This window comes from Microbacterium aurantiacum (assembly GCF_040532595.1).
In the GTDB taxonomy this organism is placed as follows: Bacteria; Actinomycetota; Actinomycetes; order Actinomycetales; family Microbacteriaceae; genus Microbacterium; species Microbacterium chocolatum_B.
This window is the reverse complement of the sequence record NZ_JBEVYX010000001.1, coordinates 1,297,233-1,312,077: the sequence shown is the minus strand read 5'-3', so window position 1 is coordinate 1,312,077 and position 14,845 is coordinate 1,297,233. Positions and strand designations below refer to the sequence as shown.

The window sequence follows — 14,845 nt, the reverse complement described above, 5'->3', positions numbered from 1 at the left end:
CTGCGAACCTCTGGTCGGGGTCAGATAACGTGAGTCTCCTTCCGGCCCACTAGCGGGGAAGCGATCTGGTGCGGAGTAGAGGGTGAACGACGAACAGCAGGTCTCAGATGCCATCGTCTTCTGGATTGGCCACGGGGATGCGGTCACGCCCATTCGGAACGATGACCGGGTTCGGGAAGAGTACGGTGCGGACGTGGGCGAGCGTCTACTTCTCGAGATACATCAGCTGGAGGAGGACTTCTACCAGTCCGATGCACACGTCGTCGCCCCGGACCTGCAGTCGATGATGGATTCCGCGAAGGCCGACTTCCGCATCCTGCATCCGCACATACCCAGAGCGGCCGTCGATGCCTTGGGTTGGGCCTACGCGTTCGACTACAAGTAGGTCACGCCACCGGTGCCGCATCTGCTCCTGAGCGCGATGGAGAGAAGCACCCTCGACAGCTCCTCGCCTAGCCTGGGCGGATGGCTCCCGTCCGACCTGCAAGCGCCGCGGATCTCGTCGTCTTGCCGCTGGAGGTCGCGCCGCGCCTCCTGGGTGCGCACCTGACGACCGTGGTCGCGGGCGAGGCGGTGACCGTCCGGATCACGGAGGTGGAGGCATACCACGGCCGCGGGACCGGCGACCTGCCCGATCCCGGCTCGCACGCGCGCATGGGACCCACGCCGCGCAACGCGACGATGTGGGGTCCGCCCGGTCATCTTTACGTGTACCTCAGCCACGGCATCCATTCGTGTGTGAACGTCGTCTGCGGGCCGGAGGGCGTCGCCGGTGGTGTGCTCCTCCGCGCGGGGGAGGTGATCACCGGAGCGGATGTCGCGTGGGCGCGTCGCCCGGCTGCTCGCGCGTCACGCGAGTTGGCCCGCGGCCCCGGCCGCCTCGGCTCGGCCGTCGGCCTGCGTCATGCGCTGCACGACGGCATCGACGCGCTCGCCGGGACCGAACTCAATGGGGCGACCGCGCTGCTGGAGCTTACCGAGGTGGCGCTCGACGGGGTGGCGTCGGGGCCGCGCGTCGGTGTCGCCGGCATCGCGGGCACCGCAGCTTTCCCCTGGCGATTCTGGATCCCCGGCGACGACACGGTGTCGCCCTTCCGTTGGGGCCGCGGCGCCCGTGAGGCGGCGGGCGCGTAGTAGTCAGCCTTGGTCGGTGAGCATCCGCGACAGCTCGTCCAGAGAGTTCACGACGACATCGGCGAGCTCCACCTCCCGCCGCCGCGCATGCAGATGTCCCCACGGCCCGCGACGAATGAAAGCGGTCCGCATGCCGACGGAGCGCGCGGGCAGGATGTCGTTGTCGAGGCGATCACCGACGTAGAGCACGCTGGAGGATTCCACATTCATCGTCCGCAGGACGCGCGTGAAGAAATCCGGCGACGGCTTGGCGACGTTCCATACTGCCGAGGACGCGATCAGCTCCGCTTCGAACCCTGCGTCGCGGAGTTCTCGTTCGGCGACCTCCGGTTGGTTGCCAGCGATCCCGATCCGATATCCGGCCTCAGCGAGACGCGCGAGGCACGGTAGCGCGTCCGGGTAGAGGTCTGTTCCGATCTGCTCTCCTCGCCTGGGCGGGTCTACGCCCAGAATCCGCCAGGCAGCGCGGTGGTCCTCTCCGCGTTCGATGAGTGCTCCGAGCATTCCCATGAGCGCGAATGGAGTGACGCCGGCGGCCCGAGCAGCCCGCGTCCACTGCGCGGTCTCGTCGACGAGTGTTTCGCCGACGTCGAAGACGACCGCCCTGACGTCCGTCAGATGATGGAGTTCACTCACCACGCGATCCTTCCAGGCCCCCGGGAGTGAAGGGGTCCCGGCTGTGGCTCGCACAGTGTGTCTGACACGATGTGGCCATGGGTGTCGGCGTGGTGATGCGACGGGCGGTCGAGGGCGACCTCTCCGGGCTCGTCGACCTGAAGGTCGCCTGGGCTGACCGGCCCGGCGAGGGCGAAGAGCGGGTGACACTCACGAGCGCTCTTCGCGAGTGGATCGGTCGGAGCGACGTCGTCTGTGTGGTGGCCGATGATGGCGGGCGTCTCGTGGGGATGGCGTGGATGGTGGTGTTCCGGCGTGTTCCGAACCTGGGCGACACCGAGCGTCTCTCCGCGGATCTGCAGAGCGTGTTCGTCCTGGCGCCGTACCGCCGCCGCGGCATCGGCCGGCGCCTGATCGCGACGGTGTGCGACCTTGCTGACGACTGCGGGATCCGTCAAATAGGCGTTAGCTCGAATCTAGTTGCGAAGACGCTTTATCTGAGCGCCGGATTCCGGGGATCTGAGCTGTTGTTGGTTCGAACGGTCAGGCCTCAAATGTCGTAGGTGCGTTCTATCTTTGAGGTATGGATGGTTCGTGTCTTGAGGACATCGCGGGGGCGCTGGCGGGGCTGGTTGCGGCGGGTGGTGACCGGCCGGTGACGGCGTTGGCGCCGGGGGAGTTGCTGGGGGTGCTGGAGGCGTTCGGGGCGCTCAAGCGTCACGTGGATGCCGGGCTCGCTCCTGTGGCGGCGGAGATCGCTCGGCAGTCGCGGCGGGAGCTCGGTGGGGATTCCCTGGCGCGGAGGGCGGGGTTCTCCTCCGCCCCGGTGCTGATGGCGACCACGGTCGGAACCACGGTCGGGGAAGCGATGCGGTGGGTGCAGGTCGGGGAAGCGACCGCACCTCGTGCCGCACTGACCGGTGAGGAGCTTCCCGCGAAACATCCGCATGTGGCCCGCGCGGTCGCGGACGGCACCTTGGGGATGACGGGGGCTGCGGCGATCACCGCACTGCTGGACCGTGTCGCCCTCCGGGTGGACCCGGAACGGCTCGAGCGTGCGGAGGAGGAGTTGGTGGGGTGGTGCCGGGGCTTCGCCCGGATCAGCTCGCGAAGCTCCTCGCCCGGGCGGAAGCGCACCTGGACCCCGACGGTGTTGAACCCCGTCACGAGGAGTGCGTTGCCGACCGGTCGTTCACCCTCCAGGAACGCGACGGGATGCTGGTTCTGGCGGGGAAGCTGGATGCCGAGACCGGGGCGCCGGTGAAAGCCGCGATCGAAGCGATCGTGGGCGGGGTGCTGCGCCGCAACGAACACGCCGACACCGATGCCGGGGAACGGGATCCCCGATCGGTGCGGCAGATCCAAGCGGATGCCCTCGCGGACCTGTGTCGCCACGCGATCGGCTGCACCGAGGTCCCCACCGGCCCACAGGCCACCATCGTGGTCCGGGTCGATCTCGCCGACCTGGAATCCGGCACCGGCGCGGCGACCATCGACGGACTCACCCAGCCGATCCCCGCCGGGGCCGTCCGGCGTCTCGCCGCCGACGCACAGGTCATCCCCTGCGTCCTCGGCGGGGACAGCGACATCCTCGACTGGGGACGAACAAGACGCCTGTTCACCCCGGCGCAGAAACTCGCCCTCGTCGAACGCGACGGCGGGTGCGTGTCCTGCGGGGCGCCCCCGGCCTGGTGCCACGTCCACCACATCACCTGGTGGAAACGCGACGGAGGATCCACCGACCTCGGCAACGGGGTGCTGCTGTGCACCGGGTGCCACCACCGCCTCCACGCCGACGGCTGGGACATCCACATCGACGGAACCGGCACCCACGCCACCGTCTGGCTGATCCCCCCACCCTGGATCGACCCGCACCGCACCCCACGCCCCGCCGGCGCCCGCAGATACACCCTCACCGCCTGACGCGGATCACGGCGCGCCGTGCGCGCGTGCTAGACTCGTCGTTTGTCTGCCCGCACTCCAGCGGACAGTTCGCACCCCACCCCGAATCTCCGCCGGAAACGGCGGTGTCGTGCGGGGTGCAGACAAGGGATCTTGGGTGGCACCGTCCGGTGTCACGGTACAGAAGGAGACATCACCATGGCAGCAGTGTGCCAGGTGACTGGAGCGGTTCCCGGCTTCGGTCACAACATCTCGCACTCGCACCGCCGGACGAAGCGTCGCTTCGACCCGAACGTGCAGAAGAAGACCTACTTCGTTCCCTCGCTTGGTCGCAAGATCACGCTGAACGTCTCGGCCAAGGGCATCAAGGTCATTGACGCCCGCGGCATCGAGTCGGTCGCGAAGGACCTGATCGCGAAGGGTGTGAAGCTCTGATGGCCAAGAAGGCACAGGACGTCCGTCCGATCATCAAGCTGCGTTCGACCGCCGGTACGGGGTACACCTACGTGACGCGCAAGAACCGCCGCAACAACCCCGACCGCATCGTGCTGAAGAAGTACGACCCGGTCATCCGCAAGCACGTCGAATTCCGAGAGGAGCGCTGATCTCATGGCCAAGAAGAGCAAGATCGCGCGCAACCAGCAGCGCCAGGAGGTCGTCGACCGCTACGCCGCGAAGCGCGCCGAGCTGAAGAAGGCCCTCGTCGACCCCGCGTCGACCGACGAGCAGCGCGAAGCCGCTCGCCTGGGCCTGCAGAAGCTGCCCCGCAACGCATCGCCGGTCCGTCTGCGTTCGCGCGACGTCATCGACGGTCGCCCCCGCGGCGTGCTGACGAAGTTCGGCATCTCGCGTGTGCGCTTCCGCGACATGGCCCACCGTGGGGAACTCCCCGGTGTGACCAAGTCGTCCTGGTAAGCACCAGACGCCACTGTGAAGGGCGGGCCTCCCGAGGGAGACCCGCCCTTCGTCGTTCCTACGACGCGACTGTGCGCGTCACGACTCCGAACGAATGCGACGGTGACGCGAGGCGGCCAGCGCACTCACTGCCACACCGCCCAGGAGAAGCACGCCGGCTGCCAGAGCGAACGGTGCCACGGAACTGCCGCCGGTCGTCGCCAGGTCACCGCGACCGCTGCCGGCCGCCGGAGCGGGAGTCACCGTCTCGACCGGTTCCGTCGTCGGCTCGGCACCCGGACCGGTCGGCTCCGGCTCCGGCGACGGCACCGCGGGATCCGTCGGCTCGGGCTCGGGGCTCACCGGCGGCTGCGCGTCGACGAGGTCCCAGGCCAGCACGTGCGCGGCCCACCCGATCGCCGGGGCGAAGGCATCCACCGACTCCCGATTGACGTTCTCGAGGGTGTCCGTCGGGCGGTGGTAGTTGCTGTCCAGGGGCTCCCCGGCGGTTCCGCCGAAGATCGCCGCCTCCTCCTCCGTCTTGATGGTGTCGGCCCCCGAGAAGAGTCCACCCGCCGGGATGCCGGCTTCGATGAACGCCTGGTAGTCCGAACGGCCCGAGAACTCACTGTCCACCCACGGCTGCTCCACGCCGTCGAAGTAGTCCGTGAAGATCGCTTCGAGCTCGATGGAGCCCTCGGGCACCGTCACGGGCGCCTCGAAGGTCGACTGGTCGGCATCGTAGACACCGACGGTGTAGTTGTCGGAGCCGATCATGTCGTAGTTCAGGTACGACGAGATGCGCTCGAGCGCCGCGGGATCGTTTGCGGCGAGATCGGTGACGTAGTGGGTCGAGCCGAGCAGCCCGATCTCCTCCGCGCCCCAGAAGGCGAGGCGGATCTTCCGGTCATTCGGGAACTCGTACGCCGCCACCTGATCGGCGAGGGCGAGCAGTGCCGCCGATCCCGACGCGTTGTCATTGACGCCCGGCCCCGCGTCGACGCCATCGAGGTGGGCGCCGATCACGACGACATCCTCGGGATCGCCGGCGACGGACTCCGCGATCACGTTGAACGTGGGGACCTCGACGAACTCCTTCTCGATGACCGCGTCGGCGGTCGGCACGGGCTCCTCTGCCTCCTGCGCCGCGCCGACGAGGTCGATCAGCGTCTGGCCGTCCTCCGGCGTCAGCGACCCCGCGGGAGCGGCGGACTCGTCACGATCGCCGACGGTGCCGTTCTCGATCAGCCCGGGGACGTTGTTCGCGATGAACACCGCGGAGGCGTCGACGGCGGTGGCGTTGGCGACCTTCTCCCCGAACGCGCACACGCCGCGCTGGACGATGACGATCGATCCGGCGGGGATCGCCGCGAACGACGCGGGGTCGCAGCCCAGGCGGCCGCCCTCCTCGGCGGCGGGGATCGCCAGCGGCGCCCCGACGACGGGTGTCGCGGTTCCCTCGGCATTGATCATGTGACCGCCGGTGTAGACCGCTTCGCCGACGGTGAGGGTGACCGGGCCTTCGACCACGTCGTCGACGGTGAACACCTGGCGCTCGACCGTGAAAGCGCCGGTCGCCTCGAGTGCCTCCTCGACATAGGTGGCGGAGGCCTCGTAGCCGGGGCCGTTCCAGATGCGGTAGCCCTCTGCGGAGTAGGACTCGCTGATCTCCGCGAGCTCGGCGAGGTGGGCCATGACCTGCTCGCCGGTCAGTCCGAGGGTCGTGTGTTCCGTCGGACCCTCCGGTACGGCTGCCCACGCCGGCTGCGCCAGCGCACCGCCGCCGAAAAGGCCGACGGCGGCGACGACCGCGAGAGTCCGTACGCGGCGGGAGGAGAGGGAGGACGGGGTCTTCGTCGTATGCGTCTTATGCAACGGGGAGTTCGCCTTTCAGGGGTCAGGTGCGCTCCGGTGCGCACTCGACACATCCTGCGCGTATGGACAGGAAATCCAAAGCAAATCCTGCACTTTTCACCCGGGCGTAACAATCCACGTGGTGGTCACTCGCGTCACAGGAGCCTCAGAATGAGGGCGACACGCCGGGCGATTGAGCCCGAAATGCCCGTGAATCCGCGGAAACACGGGGGTCATTGGTACTGTCGAGGCGGTCCATCCGACCAACGGAGGTGCGAATCCTTCGTCCGCAGTAACGAGAGGCGACATCCGTCGCCTGGAGGACAACCACATGGCCGACAAGTCCATCACCAAGACCGAGCTCGTCGCGAGCATCGCAAGCGCCACCGGACAGAGCCAGTCCGCGGTGTCGGGCGTGCTCGACGCTCTCTTCTCCACCGTCTCCGAGGCGGTCGCCAAGGGCAGCAAGGTTTCGATCCCCGGCTGGATCGCCTTCGAGCAGGTCGAGACGTCGGCGCGCACGGGCCGCAACCCCCAGACCGGCGAGGAGATCAAGATCCCCGCGGGCAAGCGCGTCAAGGTCACCGCCGGCTCCAAGCTCAAGGCTGCCGTCAAATAACGACACCCGACCTCCGGAAGGGGGATGCCGTGCTCTCACGGCATCCCCCTTCTGCATGCCGCCGTAGGCTGGAACGGTGACCTCCGCCCCCACTCTGCGCGCCCCCGCATCGCGCCGTCCCGCCGACGGCGGGATCGGGCCGCGCGCGCTGCGCCTGGTGGGTCCGGCGATCCTCGTCGTGTCCTCGGTGATCGTGCTCGTCTGGGCGCTGATGTACGGCGGTGCGGTCGCGCCGCTCGCGATCGGCGACCCGGGACCGTTCGTGCGGTGGAGCGTCCCGATCGTGAAGCTGACGGTCAACCTGGCCGCGGCGGGGATGGTCGGCATCCTCGTCACCGCGCTCTTCACCCTCCGTGCCGGCGAGCGTCCGTTCGAGACGGCTCTGGATGCCGCATCCGTCTCCGCCGCGGTGTTCACCGTCGCGTCGGCGGCAACCGGGTTCCTCACCTTCGTCGACGCCTTCAATCCGCAGGTGGGCCCGGGGCCCGAGTTCGGCGCCCAGCTCGGTCGCTACCTCGTCGAGACCGAGCTCGGTCGCACGTGGCTCATCACGACCATCGCCGGTGCGGTGCTGACGATCCTCACCTTCGCGGTGCGCTCGTGGACGCCGACCTTCTTCGTCGCGATCCTCGCGATGGCGACGCTCGTCCCGATGGGCACGCAGGGCCACTCGGGCGAGGAGGCCTTCCACCACGAGGCCATGACCGCGCTCATCCTGCACATCATCGGCGCCGCCATCTGGCTGGGCGGCCTGATCCTCATGGTGCTGGTCCGGCCGCTCCTGCCGAAGCCGCAGCTCGCGACGGTTCTGGCGCGGTACTCGAGCATCGCGCTGGCTGCCTTCGTCATCGTCGCGGTGTCGGGGACCGTGCGGGCGGCCATCGGCCTGCTCGACTGGGATGCGCTGTTCTCGCCGTACGGCGCGATCCTCATGGTGAAGGTCGTCGCCCTCATCGCCCTCGGCGCCCTCGGCGCCTGGTACCGCACCCGGCTCATCGGACGCCTCCGCGAGGAAGCGGCATCCCGCGTCTTCTGGCTGCTCATCGCGTGCGAGCTCGCCCTCATGGGTGCGGCGAGCGGTGCGGCGGCCGCGCTCGCGCGCACGCCCACCCCCGGCGTCGTCCCGCTTCCGGCCGAACTGAGCGCCGCGCAGATCCTGTCCGAGGCGCCGCTGCCGCCCGAGCTGACCCCGGAGCGGTGGATCACGGCGTGGAGCATCGACCTCCTGTGGGTGATGCTCGCCGGGTTCCTCGCGTTCTTCTACCTCGCGGGCGTCCTCCGGATGCGCCGTCGCGGCGACCGCTGGCCGCTGCATCGCACGATCCTGTGGATGACGGGTCTCCTGCTGCTGGTCTGGGTCACGAACGGCTCGGTCAACGTCTACGGGCACTACCTGTTCAGCATGCACATGATCGCCCACATGCTCCTCAGCATGGCGATCCCCGTCCTCCTCGTCGTCGGCGCCCCCGTCACGCTCGCCGCACGTGCGATCCGCAAGCGCGACGACGGCACGCGGGGCGGCCGCGAGTGGATCCTGTGGGCCGTGCACTCCCCGGTTGCCCGGGTCCTCACGAACCCGTTCGTCGCGGCGGGTCTCTTCATCGGATCGCTCTGGGTCTTCTACTTCACCGACCTCTTCCGATGGACGCTCTACGACCACCTCGGACACGAGTGGATGGTCGCGCACTTCCTGCTCACCGGATACCTGTTCGCCCTCACCCTCGTCGGGATCGACCCGGTGCCGTGGCGTCTGCCCTACGCCGGCCGGCTCCTTCTGCTCATCGGCGTGATGGCCATGCACGCGTTCTTCGGCATCGCGATCATGATGCAGACCGGGCTCATGGTCGCCGAGTGGTACGGCTCCATGGGGCGCACGTGGGGTCCGACGCCGCTCGAGGACCAGTACATCGGCGGCGGTGTCGCCTGGTCGGTCGGTGAGATCCCCACCCTCATCCTCGCCGTCACGGTCGCGATCCAATGGAGCCGCAGCGACGCGCGCGATCAGAAGCGCAGCGACCGGCACGCCGACCGCACGGGCGACGCCGAGCTCGAGGAGTACAACGCCCGCCTCGCGCAGATGGCCGAGCGCGACGCGCGAGCCGGACTGTAGCGACGAGTCGATCAGGGGCGGATGCTGAGCGGACGCCGCTCAGTCGGGTGCGCGGACGATGATCGTCGCGGTCCCGTCCGGAAGCACCGTGATGTCGCCGGCGACGGGGAAGCGGACCTCTTCGCTGAGCGGCGAGATCACGCCGTCGAAGAGGGACTGCACCTCCACGTCCAGACGCGCCGCCGCCTCGGCGGGAACGATCCGCCAGCCGGCGCCGTCGGGCTGGAGGCGCACCTCGGGCTGCTGGACGATCTCCCACGTCGGCAGCGACACGATGCGGTCCTGCAGGACGTAGCCGAAGGGGCATCCGGTGGGCTGGAGCACTTGTTGGCCGGCGCACCCTGTGAGGAACTCGTCCACGCGCTCCTGCACGACCGCGACGAACTCATCGGTGGCGGTGGCCTGCAGCTCCACCGGGATCTCGTGGAAGGGGATGTCGGAGAGCACCGCGATCCCCGGGGTCGCCGCGATCGCGGTGTCGACCGAGACCGAATAGACCCCGGGCGAGAACACGAGGAGGGGGAGGGGTGCGAGGGGGTCGGCATCTGCGCCGTCCGGGGAGACCTGCCGCTTGTCGATGCGGAAGCCGTTGACGTCGAAGCTCATCGATCCCTTGACCGTCAGCTCCATCACCGCCAGCGGGCTCGTCGCGAAGCGCCAGGTCGGGGCGAGGCCGATGGTGCCCTCGCGTTCCACGTCGAAGGTCGTGGAACCGGGGTAGGCGCCCGCGCGGTACTCGGCGGTGACGCGGTGGCGTCCGTCCTCGAGCTGCTCCTCCGAGACGACGGCGATGTCGGTGAGCGAACCCAGCGCGGCCGGGCGCAGGAGCGCCTCGTCCGAGGTCACCGGAAGCCCCGCGGCCTCGAGCTCGAGGGCGTCGACCGCGACGCCGGGGATCTGCAGCGCGTCGGCCGCGCGCCCGTCGGCGAGGAGGCCGAGGTACCGCTCCACGAACGCGGACGGGCTGTAGACCGCACGCTCGAGCACCGCCCAGCCCGCGACGGCCGCGCCGAGGACCACCACGAGCGCCACGCCGATCAGGCCCAGCTCGAGTCCGAGGCGCGGTCGACGACGCTCCCGGCCGCCCTGCGCGCTCTGGTCCACGAGTCCAGTCTAGGAAGCACGGGGCGATCCTCTCGTTAGCATGAGTCGGTGACCACGCCCGCCCTCTCCGCCGAGCAGGAGGCGCTGTTCCGTCTGATCGAGGACACGCGGGAGCACGTCTTCGTCACCGGCCGGGCGGGGACCGGCAAATCCACCCTCCTCCAGCACCTGGCGTGGAACACCTCCAAGCAGATCGCGATCTGCGCGCCGACGGGGGTGGCGGCGCTGAACGTCGAGGGCCAGACGATCCATTCGCTGTTCCGTCTGCCGATCGGTCTGATCGCGGGGAGCCCGATCGACCAGACCGATCCGACGCGACGCATCCTCAATGCGATCGACACCCTCGTGATCGACGAGATATCGATGGTCAACGCCGACCTCATGGACGCGATCGACCGGTCGCTCCGTCAGGCGCGCGGGCGCCGGGCCGAGCCCTTCGGCGGCGTGCAGATCGTCATGTTCGGCGACCCTTACCAGCTCGCGCCGGTGCCGCCGCGCGGCGACGAGATGCGATACGTCCGCGATCACTACCGCTCGTTCTGGTTCTTCGACGCGCGGGTCTGGGTGGGGGAGCGCGCGGCCGACGGCATCCTCGACATCGGATCTCACGGCGCCGCCCTCCACGTGCGGGAGCTCGTCGACATCCACCGGCAGAGCGATCCGGCGTTCAAGGCGATGCTGAACGCGGTCCGGTACGGGCGGGTGACGGCCGACATCGCGCAGATCCTCAATGACACCGGGGCGCGGACGCCCCCGGATCCGGCGGACGGCGAGCATCCGATCATCACCCTTGCCACGCGCAACGACATCGTGAATCAGATCAACCGGCGCCACCTCACCGAACTCGTCGGTCGCGAGCAGACGGCGACGGCCGACATCTCGGGCGACTTCGGGCGAGGGGATGCCGCCTATCCGGCCGACGTCGAGCTGAAGCTGAAGGTCGGCGCGCAGGTCATGTTCCTCCGCAACGACACCCAGGGGTTCGGCGGAGAGCCCCCGCGCTGGGTCAACGGCACGATCGGGACCGTCACCCGGATCGCCGGCGAATCGGTGCGCGTGGAGGTCGAGGGCGAGGAGTTCGACGTGGAGCCGGCGGTGTGGGAGAGGTTCCGCTACGCCTACGACCCCGGGTCGAAATCGCTCACGCGCGACATCGTGGCGGAGTTCACCCAGTTCCCGCTGCGCCTGGCGTGGGCCGTGACGATCCACAAGTCGCAGGGGAAGACCTACGAGCGGGCCGTGATCGACCTGGGGTCCGGCGCCTTCGCGCCCGGGCAGACCTATGTGGCGCTGTCGCGGCTCACCTCCCTCGACGGGCTCTACCTCTCCAGGCCGCTGCGTCCGAGCGACATCCGCGTCGACCCCGATGTGGCGCGATGGATGGCGGAGGCACGCTCCCGCGCCGCTTCCGAGCGCGGCTGAGCGCGTCTCAGGCGGGACGGGGGTTCAGGCGACCGCCACGGCTTTTGCGGCGGCGAGGTCGTCGAACAGGTCGGTGTTGAACTGATACGCCAGCAGCACCTCGTCGATCACCCGGGCCTGCTCGTCGGCGTCCCAGGGGGCGGCATCCAACTGCTCGCGATAGACCTCCTTGAAGGCCTTCGGGTCGGCGATGTCGTCGAAGACGTAGAAGCCGATGCCGTTGGTGTCGAAGCCGAAGCGGCGCGCCATGAGGCGGCCGATGAACTGACCGCCCGAGAGGTCGCCGAGGTAGCGCGTGTAGTGGTGCGCGACGAAGCCGCCCGGCCACGTCGTCCCGACCTGGGCGATGCGCTCGACGTACCGCTGGGTGGTGGGCAGCGGGGCGATCTGCCCGCGCCAGTCCGGGCCGAGGAGGTAGGCGAGGTCGGCCTCCAGGGCCGGGAGGCGCGTGAGCTTGTCGGTGATGAACGGTGCGGCGACCGGGTCGTCGCGCATGCGGTCTGCCGCGGCCTCGAGGGCCTCGTAGATGAACCAGTGCTGGGCGACGAGGGCGATGTAGTCCTCGCGGGTGCCCTCGCCCTTCATCAGGTCGGCCATGAAGCCGGCGTGCTCGCTCGTGGAGTGCGCGCCGCTGGAGCGCTCGCGCAGGGCGATGGAGAACGGAGTCGGGTCGCTCATGCGCCCCATCCTAGCGACTTAGGGTCACCTAACCTAGAGGCGATCGCCGGGCTGTCGATACCCGCCGCGCCCGGGAGGGTCAAGCGTCTTCTCCTGGGCGCGGCGGGCGGGTAGCGTCGCTGTCACCCGCGCCGGACGAGCCGGGAGAACGGATGCCGGGTGGACGAGCAGGCCGCACACGAGACGACCGCACAGGGTGAGCGCGCACTGAGCGAGGGAGCGCAGGGCGAGCAGGAGCCGATCGAGCACGACCCGGCGGAGATAAGCTACGACGAGCAGCGCTATCCCGCGCGTCCGCGCCGCCTCCGACCGCGCGATCAGATGCGCGGCGGGAGCCTCCGCCGCTTCGCGTCGGACCCGCGGACGGCCAACGGCACCAACCCCGCGTACGTCGAGTGGCTCGTGCGGCAGTCGATGCTGAAGGACGCCGACGTCCTCGGCCGCCAGCTGTCCGGCCAGCCGTCCATGTGGCGGAACCCCTACGCGCGCCCGGACGCCCGTCGCGCGATCGAGACCACCGACGTCTGGTTCACCGCGTACCCGATCTCGCTCATCACGCGGCCTGGGGAGTCCTTCCTCCAGGCGCTGGGCGAGGACGCCCTGTGGCGCACGTTCGAGCGCATCGGGATCACCGGCATCCACACCGGTCCGGTCAAGCGTGCCGGCGGCATCACGGACTGGCAGCAGACCCCGAGCGTCGACGGCCACTTCGACCGCATCAGCACGCAGATCGACCCGGAGTTCGGCGACGAGACGGCCTTCCGTCGCCTCGCCGACGTGGCCGAGTCGCACGGCGGAAGCGTCATCGACGACATCGTCCCGGGACACACCGGGAAGGGAGCCGACTTCCGTCTGGCCGAGATGGCCTATAAGGACTACCCGGGGATCTACCACATGGTGGAGATCCAGCCCGAGGACTGGAACCTCCTCCCCGACGTGCCGGAGGGGCGCGACTCGATCAACCTCGATGCCGAGCGCGAGCGCGAGCTGAGTGCGCGCGGCTACATCATCGGCGAGCTCCAGCGGGTCATCTTCTACACGCCGGGGGTGAAGGAGACGAACTGGAGCGCGACGGCGCCGGTCACCGGAACCGACGGTGTCGAGCGCCGGTGGGTGTACCTGCACTACTTCAAGGAGGGACAGCCCTCGATCAACTGGCTCGACCCCACGTTCGCCGGCATGCGTCTCGTGATCGGCGACGCGCTGCACTCGCTCGGCGACCTCGGGACGAGCGCGCTGCGACTCGACGCCAACGGCTTCCTCGGTGTGGAGAAGAGCGCGGAAGGACTCCCGGCCTGGTCGGAGGGGCATCCGCTCTCCCAGGCGGCGAACCACATCATCGCCGGCATGGTCCGCAAGGTCGGAGGCTTCACCTTCCAGGAGCTCAACCTCACGATGGAGGACATCCGCGACACCGCGGCGGTCGGCGCCGACCTGTCGTACGACTTCGTGACGCGGCCGGCCTACCACCACGCCCTCGCCACCGCCGACACGGAGTTCCTGCGGCTGGCGCTGACGACCTCGCTAGAGACCGGGGTCGAGCCCGCGCAGCTCGTGCACGGGATGCAGAACCACGACGAGCTGACCTACGAGCTCGTGCACTGGGCGACCACGCACCGCGACGACGTGTACCCGTTCCGGCACGGCGAGATCTCGGGGCACGACCTCGCCGCGCTCATCCGCGCGGAGCTCACCGAGGTGCTCACGGTCGCCGCCGACTACAACCTGCCCTTCACCCAGAACGGGATCGCCTGCACGACCGCGTCGCTCATCGCCGCGACCCAGGGGAAGCCCCGGCTGGAGGACATCACGGACGCCGATGTGCCCGGCATCCGTGATGCGCACCTGCTGCTGGCGAAGTACAACGCGTGGCAGCCGGGGGTCTTCGCTCTGTCGGGCTGGGACCTGACGGGTGCGCTGACGCTCCCCGCGGACGACGTGCGCTCCCTCATCGCCTCGGGGGACACGCGCTGGATCGAGCGGGGTGCGCACGATCTGCTCGACGTCGCACCGGAGGCGACGCGGTCGGCGGCCGGCATGCCGCGCGCGCGGTCGCTGTACGGGCCGCTCCCGACCCAGCTGAAGGATCCGCGGTCGTTCGCGAGCGGACTTCGATCTCTGCTGCGCGTGCGTCGCGAGCACGGGATCGCCACGGCGTCGCAGATCGATGTGCCGTCGGTCGGGCACCCGAGCATGCTCGTGCTGGTTCACCGCCTCGACGGAGGCGACCGGCGGATCGAGGATGCACCGCTCCAGCTGACGGTGCTGAACTTCTCCGGCGAGAGCATCGATGCGACGGTGCGGTCGGAGTGCCTCGTGCCGCGGAGCGGAGTGACGGATGCCGAGACCGGCGAAGCCGTGGCCCGTGTGGACGATCTGCAGAGCTTCCCGCTGCACCTGGGCCCGTACCAGGGGCGGTTCTTCCTCCTCGCCGACCCCGACCCCGAGGACGACGCGCACCCCGTGACCCGCACCATGCCGATCATCCCCCGGGCGGCCGGGTGACCTCGCGG

15 protein-coding genes and 1 pseudogene are annotated in these 14,845 nt (G+C 69.4%); 12 read left to right on the top strand and 4 right to left on the bottom strand.

Going from position 1 to position 14,845, the window contains the following annotated elements:
- The first annotated feature begins 82 nt into the window (after positions 1-82).
- Both ABXJ56_RS06190 and ABXJ56_RS06185 read left to right on the top strand, forming a co-directional pair.
- Positions 83-385, top strand: a complete 303-nt coding sequence (locus ABXJ56_RS06190; RefSeq protein WP_353998832.1) for a hypothetical protein — start codon at positions 83-85, stop codon at positions 383-385.
- Positions 386-465: 80 nt separating this feature from the next.
- Positions 466-1,134: a DNA-3-methyladenine glycosylase gene (locus ABXJ56_RS06185; protein WP_353998831.1), complete on the top strand. Its 669-nt coding sequence runs from the start codon at positions 466-468 to the stop codon at positions 1,132-1,134.
- Between the two features lie 3 nt (positions 1,135-1,137).
- Here ABXJ56_RS06185 and ABXJ56_RS06180 read toward each other — a convergent pair whose 3' ends face one another.
- A complete protein-coding gene (locus tag ABXJ56_RS06180; protein ID WP_353998830.1) occupies positions 1,138-1,770 on the bottom strand; it encodes an HAD family hydrolase in 633 nt (210 codons plus the stop codon).
- 77 nt (positions 1,771-1,847) lie between these two features.
- Between ABXJ56_RS06180 and ABXJ56_RS06175 the strand changes: the two genes are divergently transcribed.
- The 6 genes and pseudogenes from ABXJ56_RS06175 to rpsN all read left to right on the top strand — a co-directional run bounded on the left by ABXJ56_RS06175 (position 1,848) and on the right by rpsN (position 4,566).
- Complete coding sequence (locus ABXJ56_RS06175) at positions 1,848-2,312, top strand: GNAT family N-acetyltransferase (RefSeq protein WP_353998829.1); 465 nt, start codon at positions 1,848-1,850, stop codon at positions 2,310-2,312.
- A 20-nt stretch (positions 2,313-2,332) separates the two neighbouring features.
- Positions 2,333-3,345 (top strand): annotated as a pseudogene (locus tag ABXJ56_RS06170) (DUF222 domain-containing protein); the annotation flags it as partial.
- A 69-nt stretch (positions 3,346-3,414) separates the two neighbouring features.
- Entirely contained in the window at positions 3,415-3,672 is a 258-nt protein-coding gene (locus tag ABXJ56_RS06165; protein ID WP_353999977.1) for an HNH endonuclease, read from the top strand.
- 177 nt (positions 3,673-3,849) lie between these two features.
- The gene (gene rpmB / locus ABXJ56_RS06160; protein WP_053546896.1) at positions 3,850-4,086 is read left to right on the top strand and encodes a 50S ribosomal protein L28; all 237 of its coding nucleotides are present in this window, start codon (positions 3,850-3,852) and stop codon (positions 4,084-4,086) included.
- A complete protein-coding gene (rpmG, locus tag ABXJ56_RS06155) occupies positions 4,086-4,256 on the top strand; it encodes a 50S ribosomal protein L33 (protein WP_005051772.1) in 171 nt (56 codons plus the stop codon). Before rpmB ends, rpmG begins: the two co-directional genes overlap by 1 nt.
- 4 nt (positions 4,257-4,260) lie before the next feature.
- Positions 4,261-4,566, top strand: coding sequence for a 30S ribosomal protein S14 (gene rpsN / locus ABXJ56_RS06150; RefSeq protein WP_353998828.1), 306 nt, complete (start codon positions 4,261-4,263; stop codon positions 4,564-4,566).
- A 78-nt stretch (positions 4,567-4,644) separates the two neighbouring features.
- On the opposite strand, the gene ABXJ56_RS06145 is transcribed toward rpsN, so the two are convergent.
- Complete coding sequence (locus ABXJ56_RS06145; protein ID WP_353998827.1) at positions 4,645-6,420, bottom strand: M20/M25/M40 family metallo-hydrolase; 1,776 nt, start codon at positions 6,418-6,420, stop codon at positions 4,645-4,647.
- Between the two features lie 310 nt (positions 6,421-6,730).
- On the opposite strand from ABXJ56_RS06145, the gene ABXJ56_RS06140 reads away from it, so the two are divergent.
- Positions 6,731-7,018 carry an HU family DNA-binding protein gene (locus ABXJ56_RS06140; protein WP_053546899.1) on the top strand — a complete coding sequence of 96 codons (288 nt, stop codon included), beginning with the start codon at positions 6,731-6,733 and terminating at the stop codon, positions 7,016-7,018.
- Between the two features lie 133 nt (positions 7,019-7,151).
- Positions 7,152-9,128, top strand: coding sequence for a cytochrome c oxidase assembly protein (locus tag ABXJ56_RS06135; RefSeq protein ID WP_353999976.1), 1,977 nt, complete (start codon positions 7,152-7,154; stop codon positions 9,126-9,128).
- Between the two features lie 39 nt (positions 9,129-9,167).
- Here the strand turns inward: ABXJ56_RS06135 and ABXJ56_RS06130 are convergent, their stop codons facing one another.
- Complete coding sequence (locus tag ABXJ56_RS06130; RefSeq protein ID WP_353998826.1) at positions 9,168-10,232, bottom strand: hypothetical protein; 1,065 nt, start codon at positions 10,230-10,232, stop codon at positions 9,168-9,170.
- A 48-nt stretch (positions 10,233-10,280) separates the two neighbouring features.
- On the opposite strand from ABXJ56_RS06130, the gene ABXJ56_RS06125 reads away from it, so the two are divergent.
- Positions 10,281-11,654, top strand: a complete 1,374-nt coding sequence (locus ABXJ56_RS06125) for an ATP-dependent DNA helicase (RefSeq protein ID WP_353998825.1) — start codon at positions 10,281-10,283, stop codon at positions 11,652-11,654.
- 24 nt (positions 11,655-11,678) lie between these two features.
- Here ABXJ56_RS06125 and ABXJ56_RS06120 read toward each other — a convergent pair whose 3' ends face one another.
- On the bottom strand, positions 11,679-12,332 hold the full coding sequence (locus tag ABXJ56_RS06120; RefSeq protein ID WP_353998824.1) for a heme oxygenase (biliverdin-producing): 654 nt from the start codon (positions 12,330-12,332) through the stop codon (positions 11,679-11,681).
- A 159-nt stretch (positions 12,333-12,491) separates the two neighbouring features.
- On the opposite strand from ABXJ56_RS06120, the gene treS reads away from it, so the two are divergent.
- Positions 12,492-14,837 (top strand): maltose alpha-D-glucosyltransferase, encoded by a 2,346-nt coding sequence (gene treS, locus ABXJ56_RS06115; protein WP_435404959.1) that lies wholly within the window; start codon positions 12,492-12,494, stop codon positions 14,835-14,837.
- The last annotated feature ends 8 nt before the right edge of the window (positions 14,838-14,845 follow it).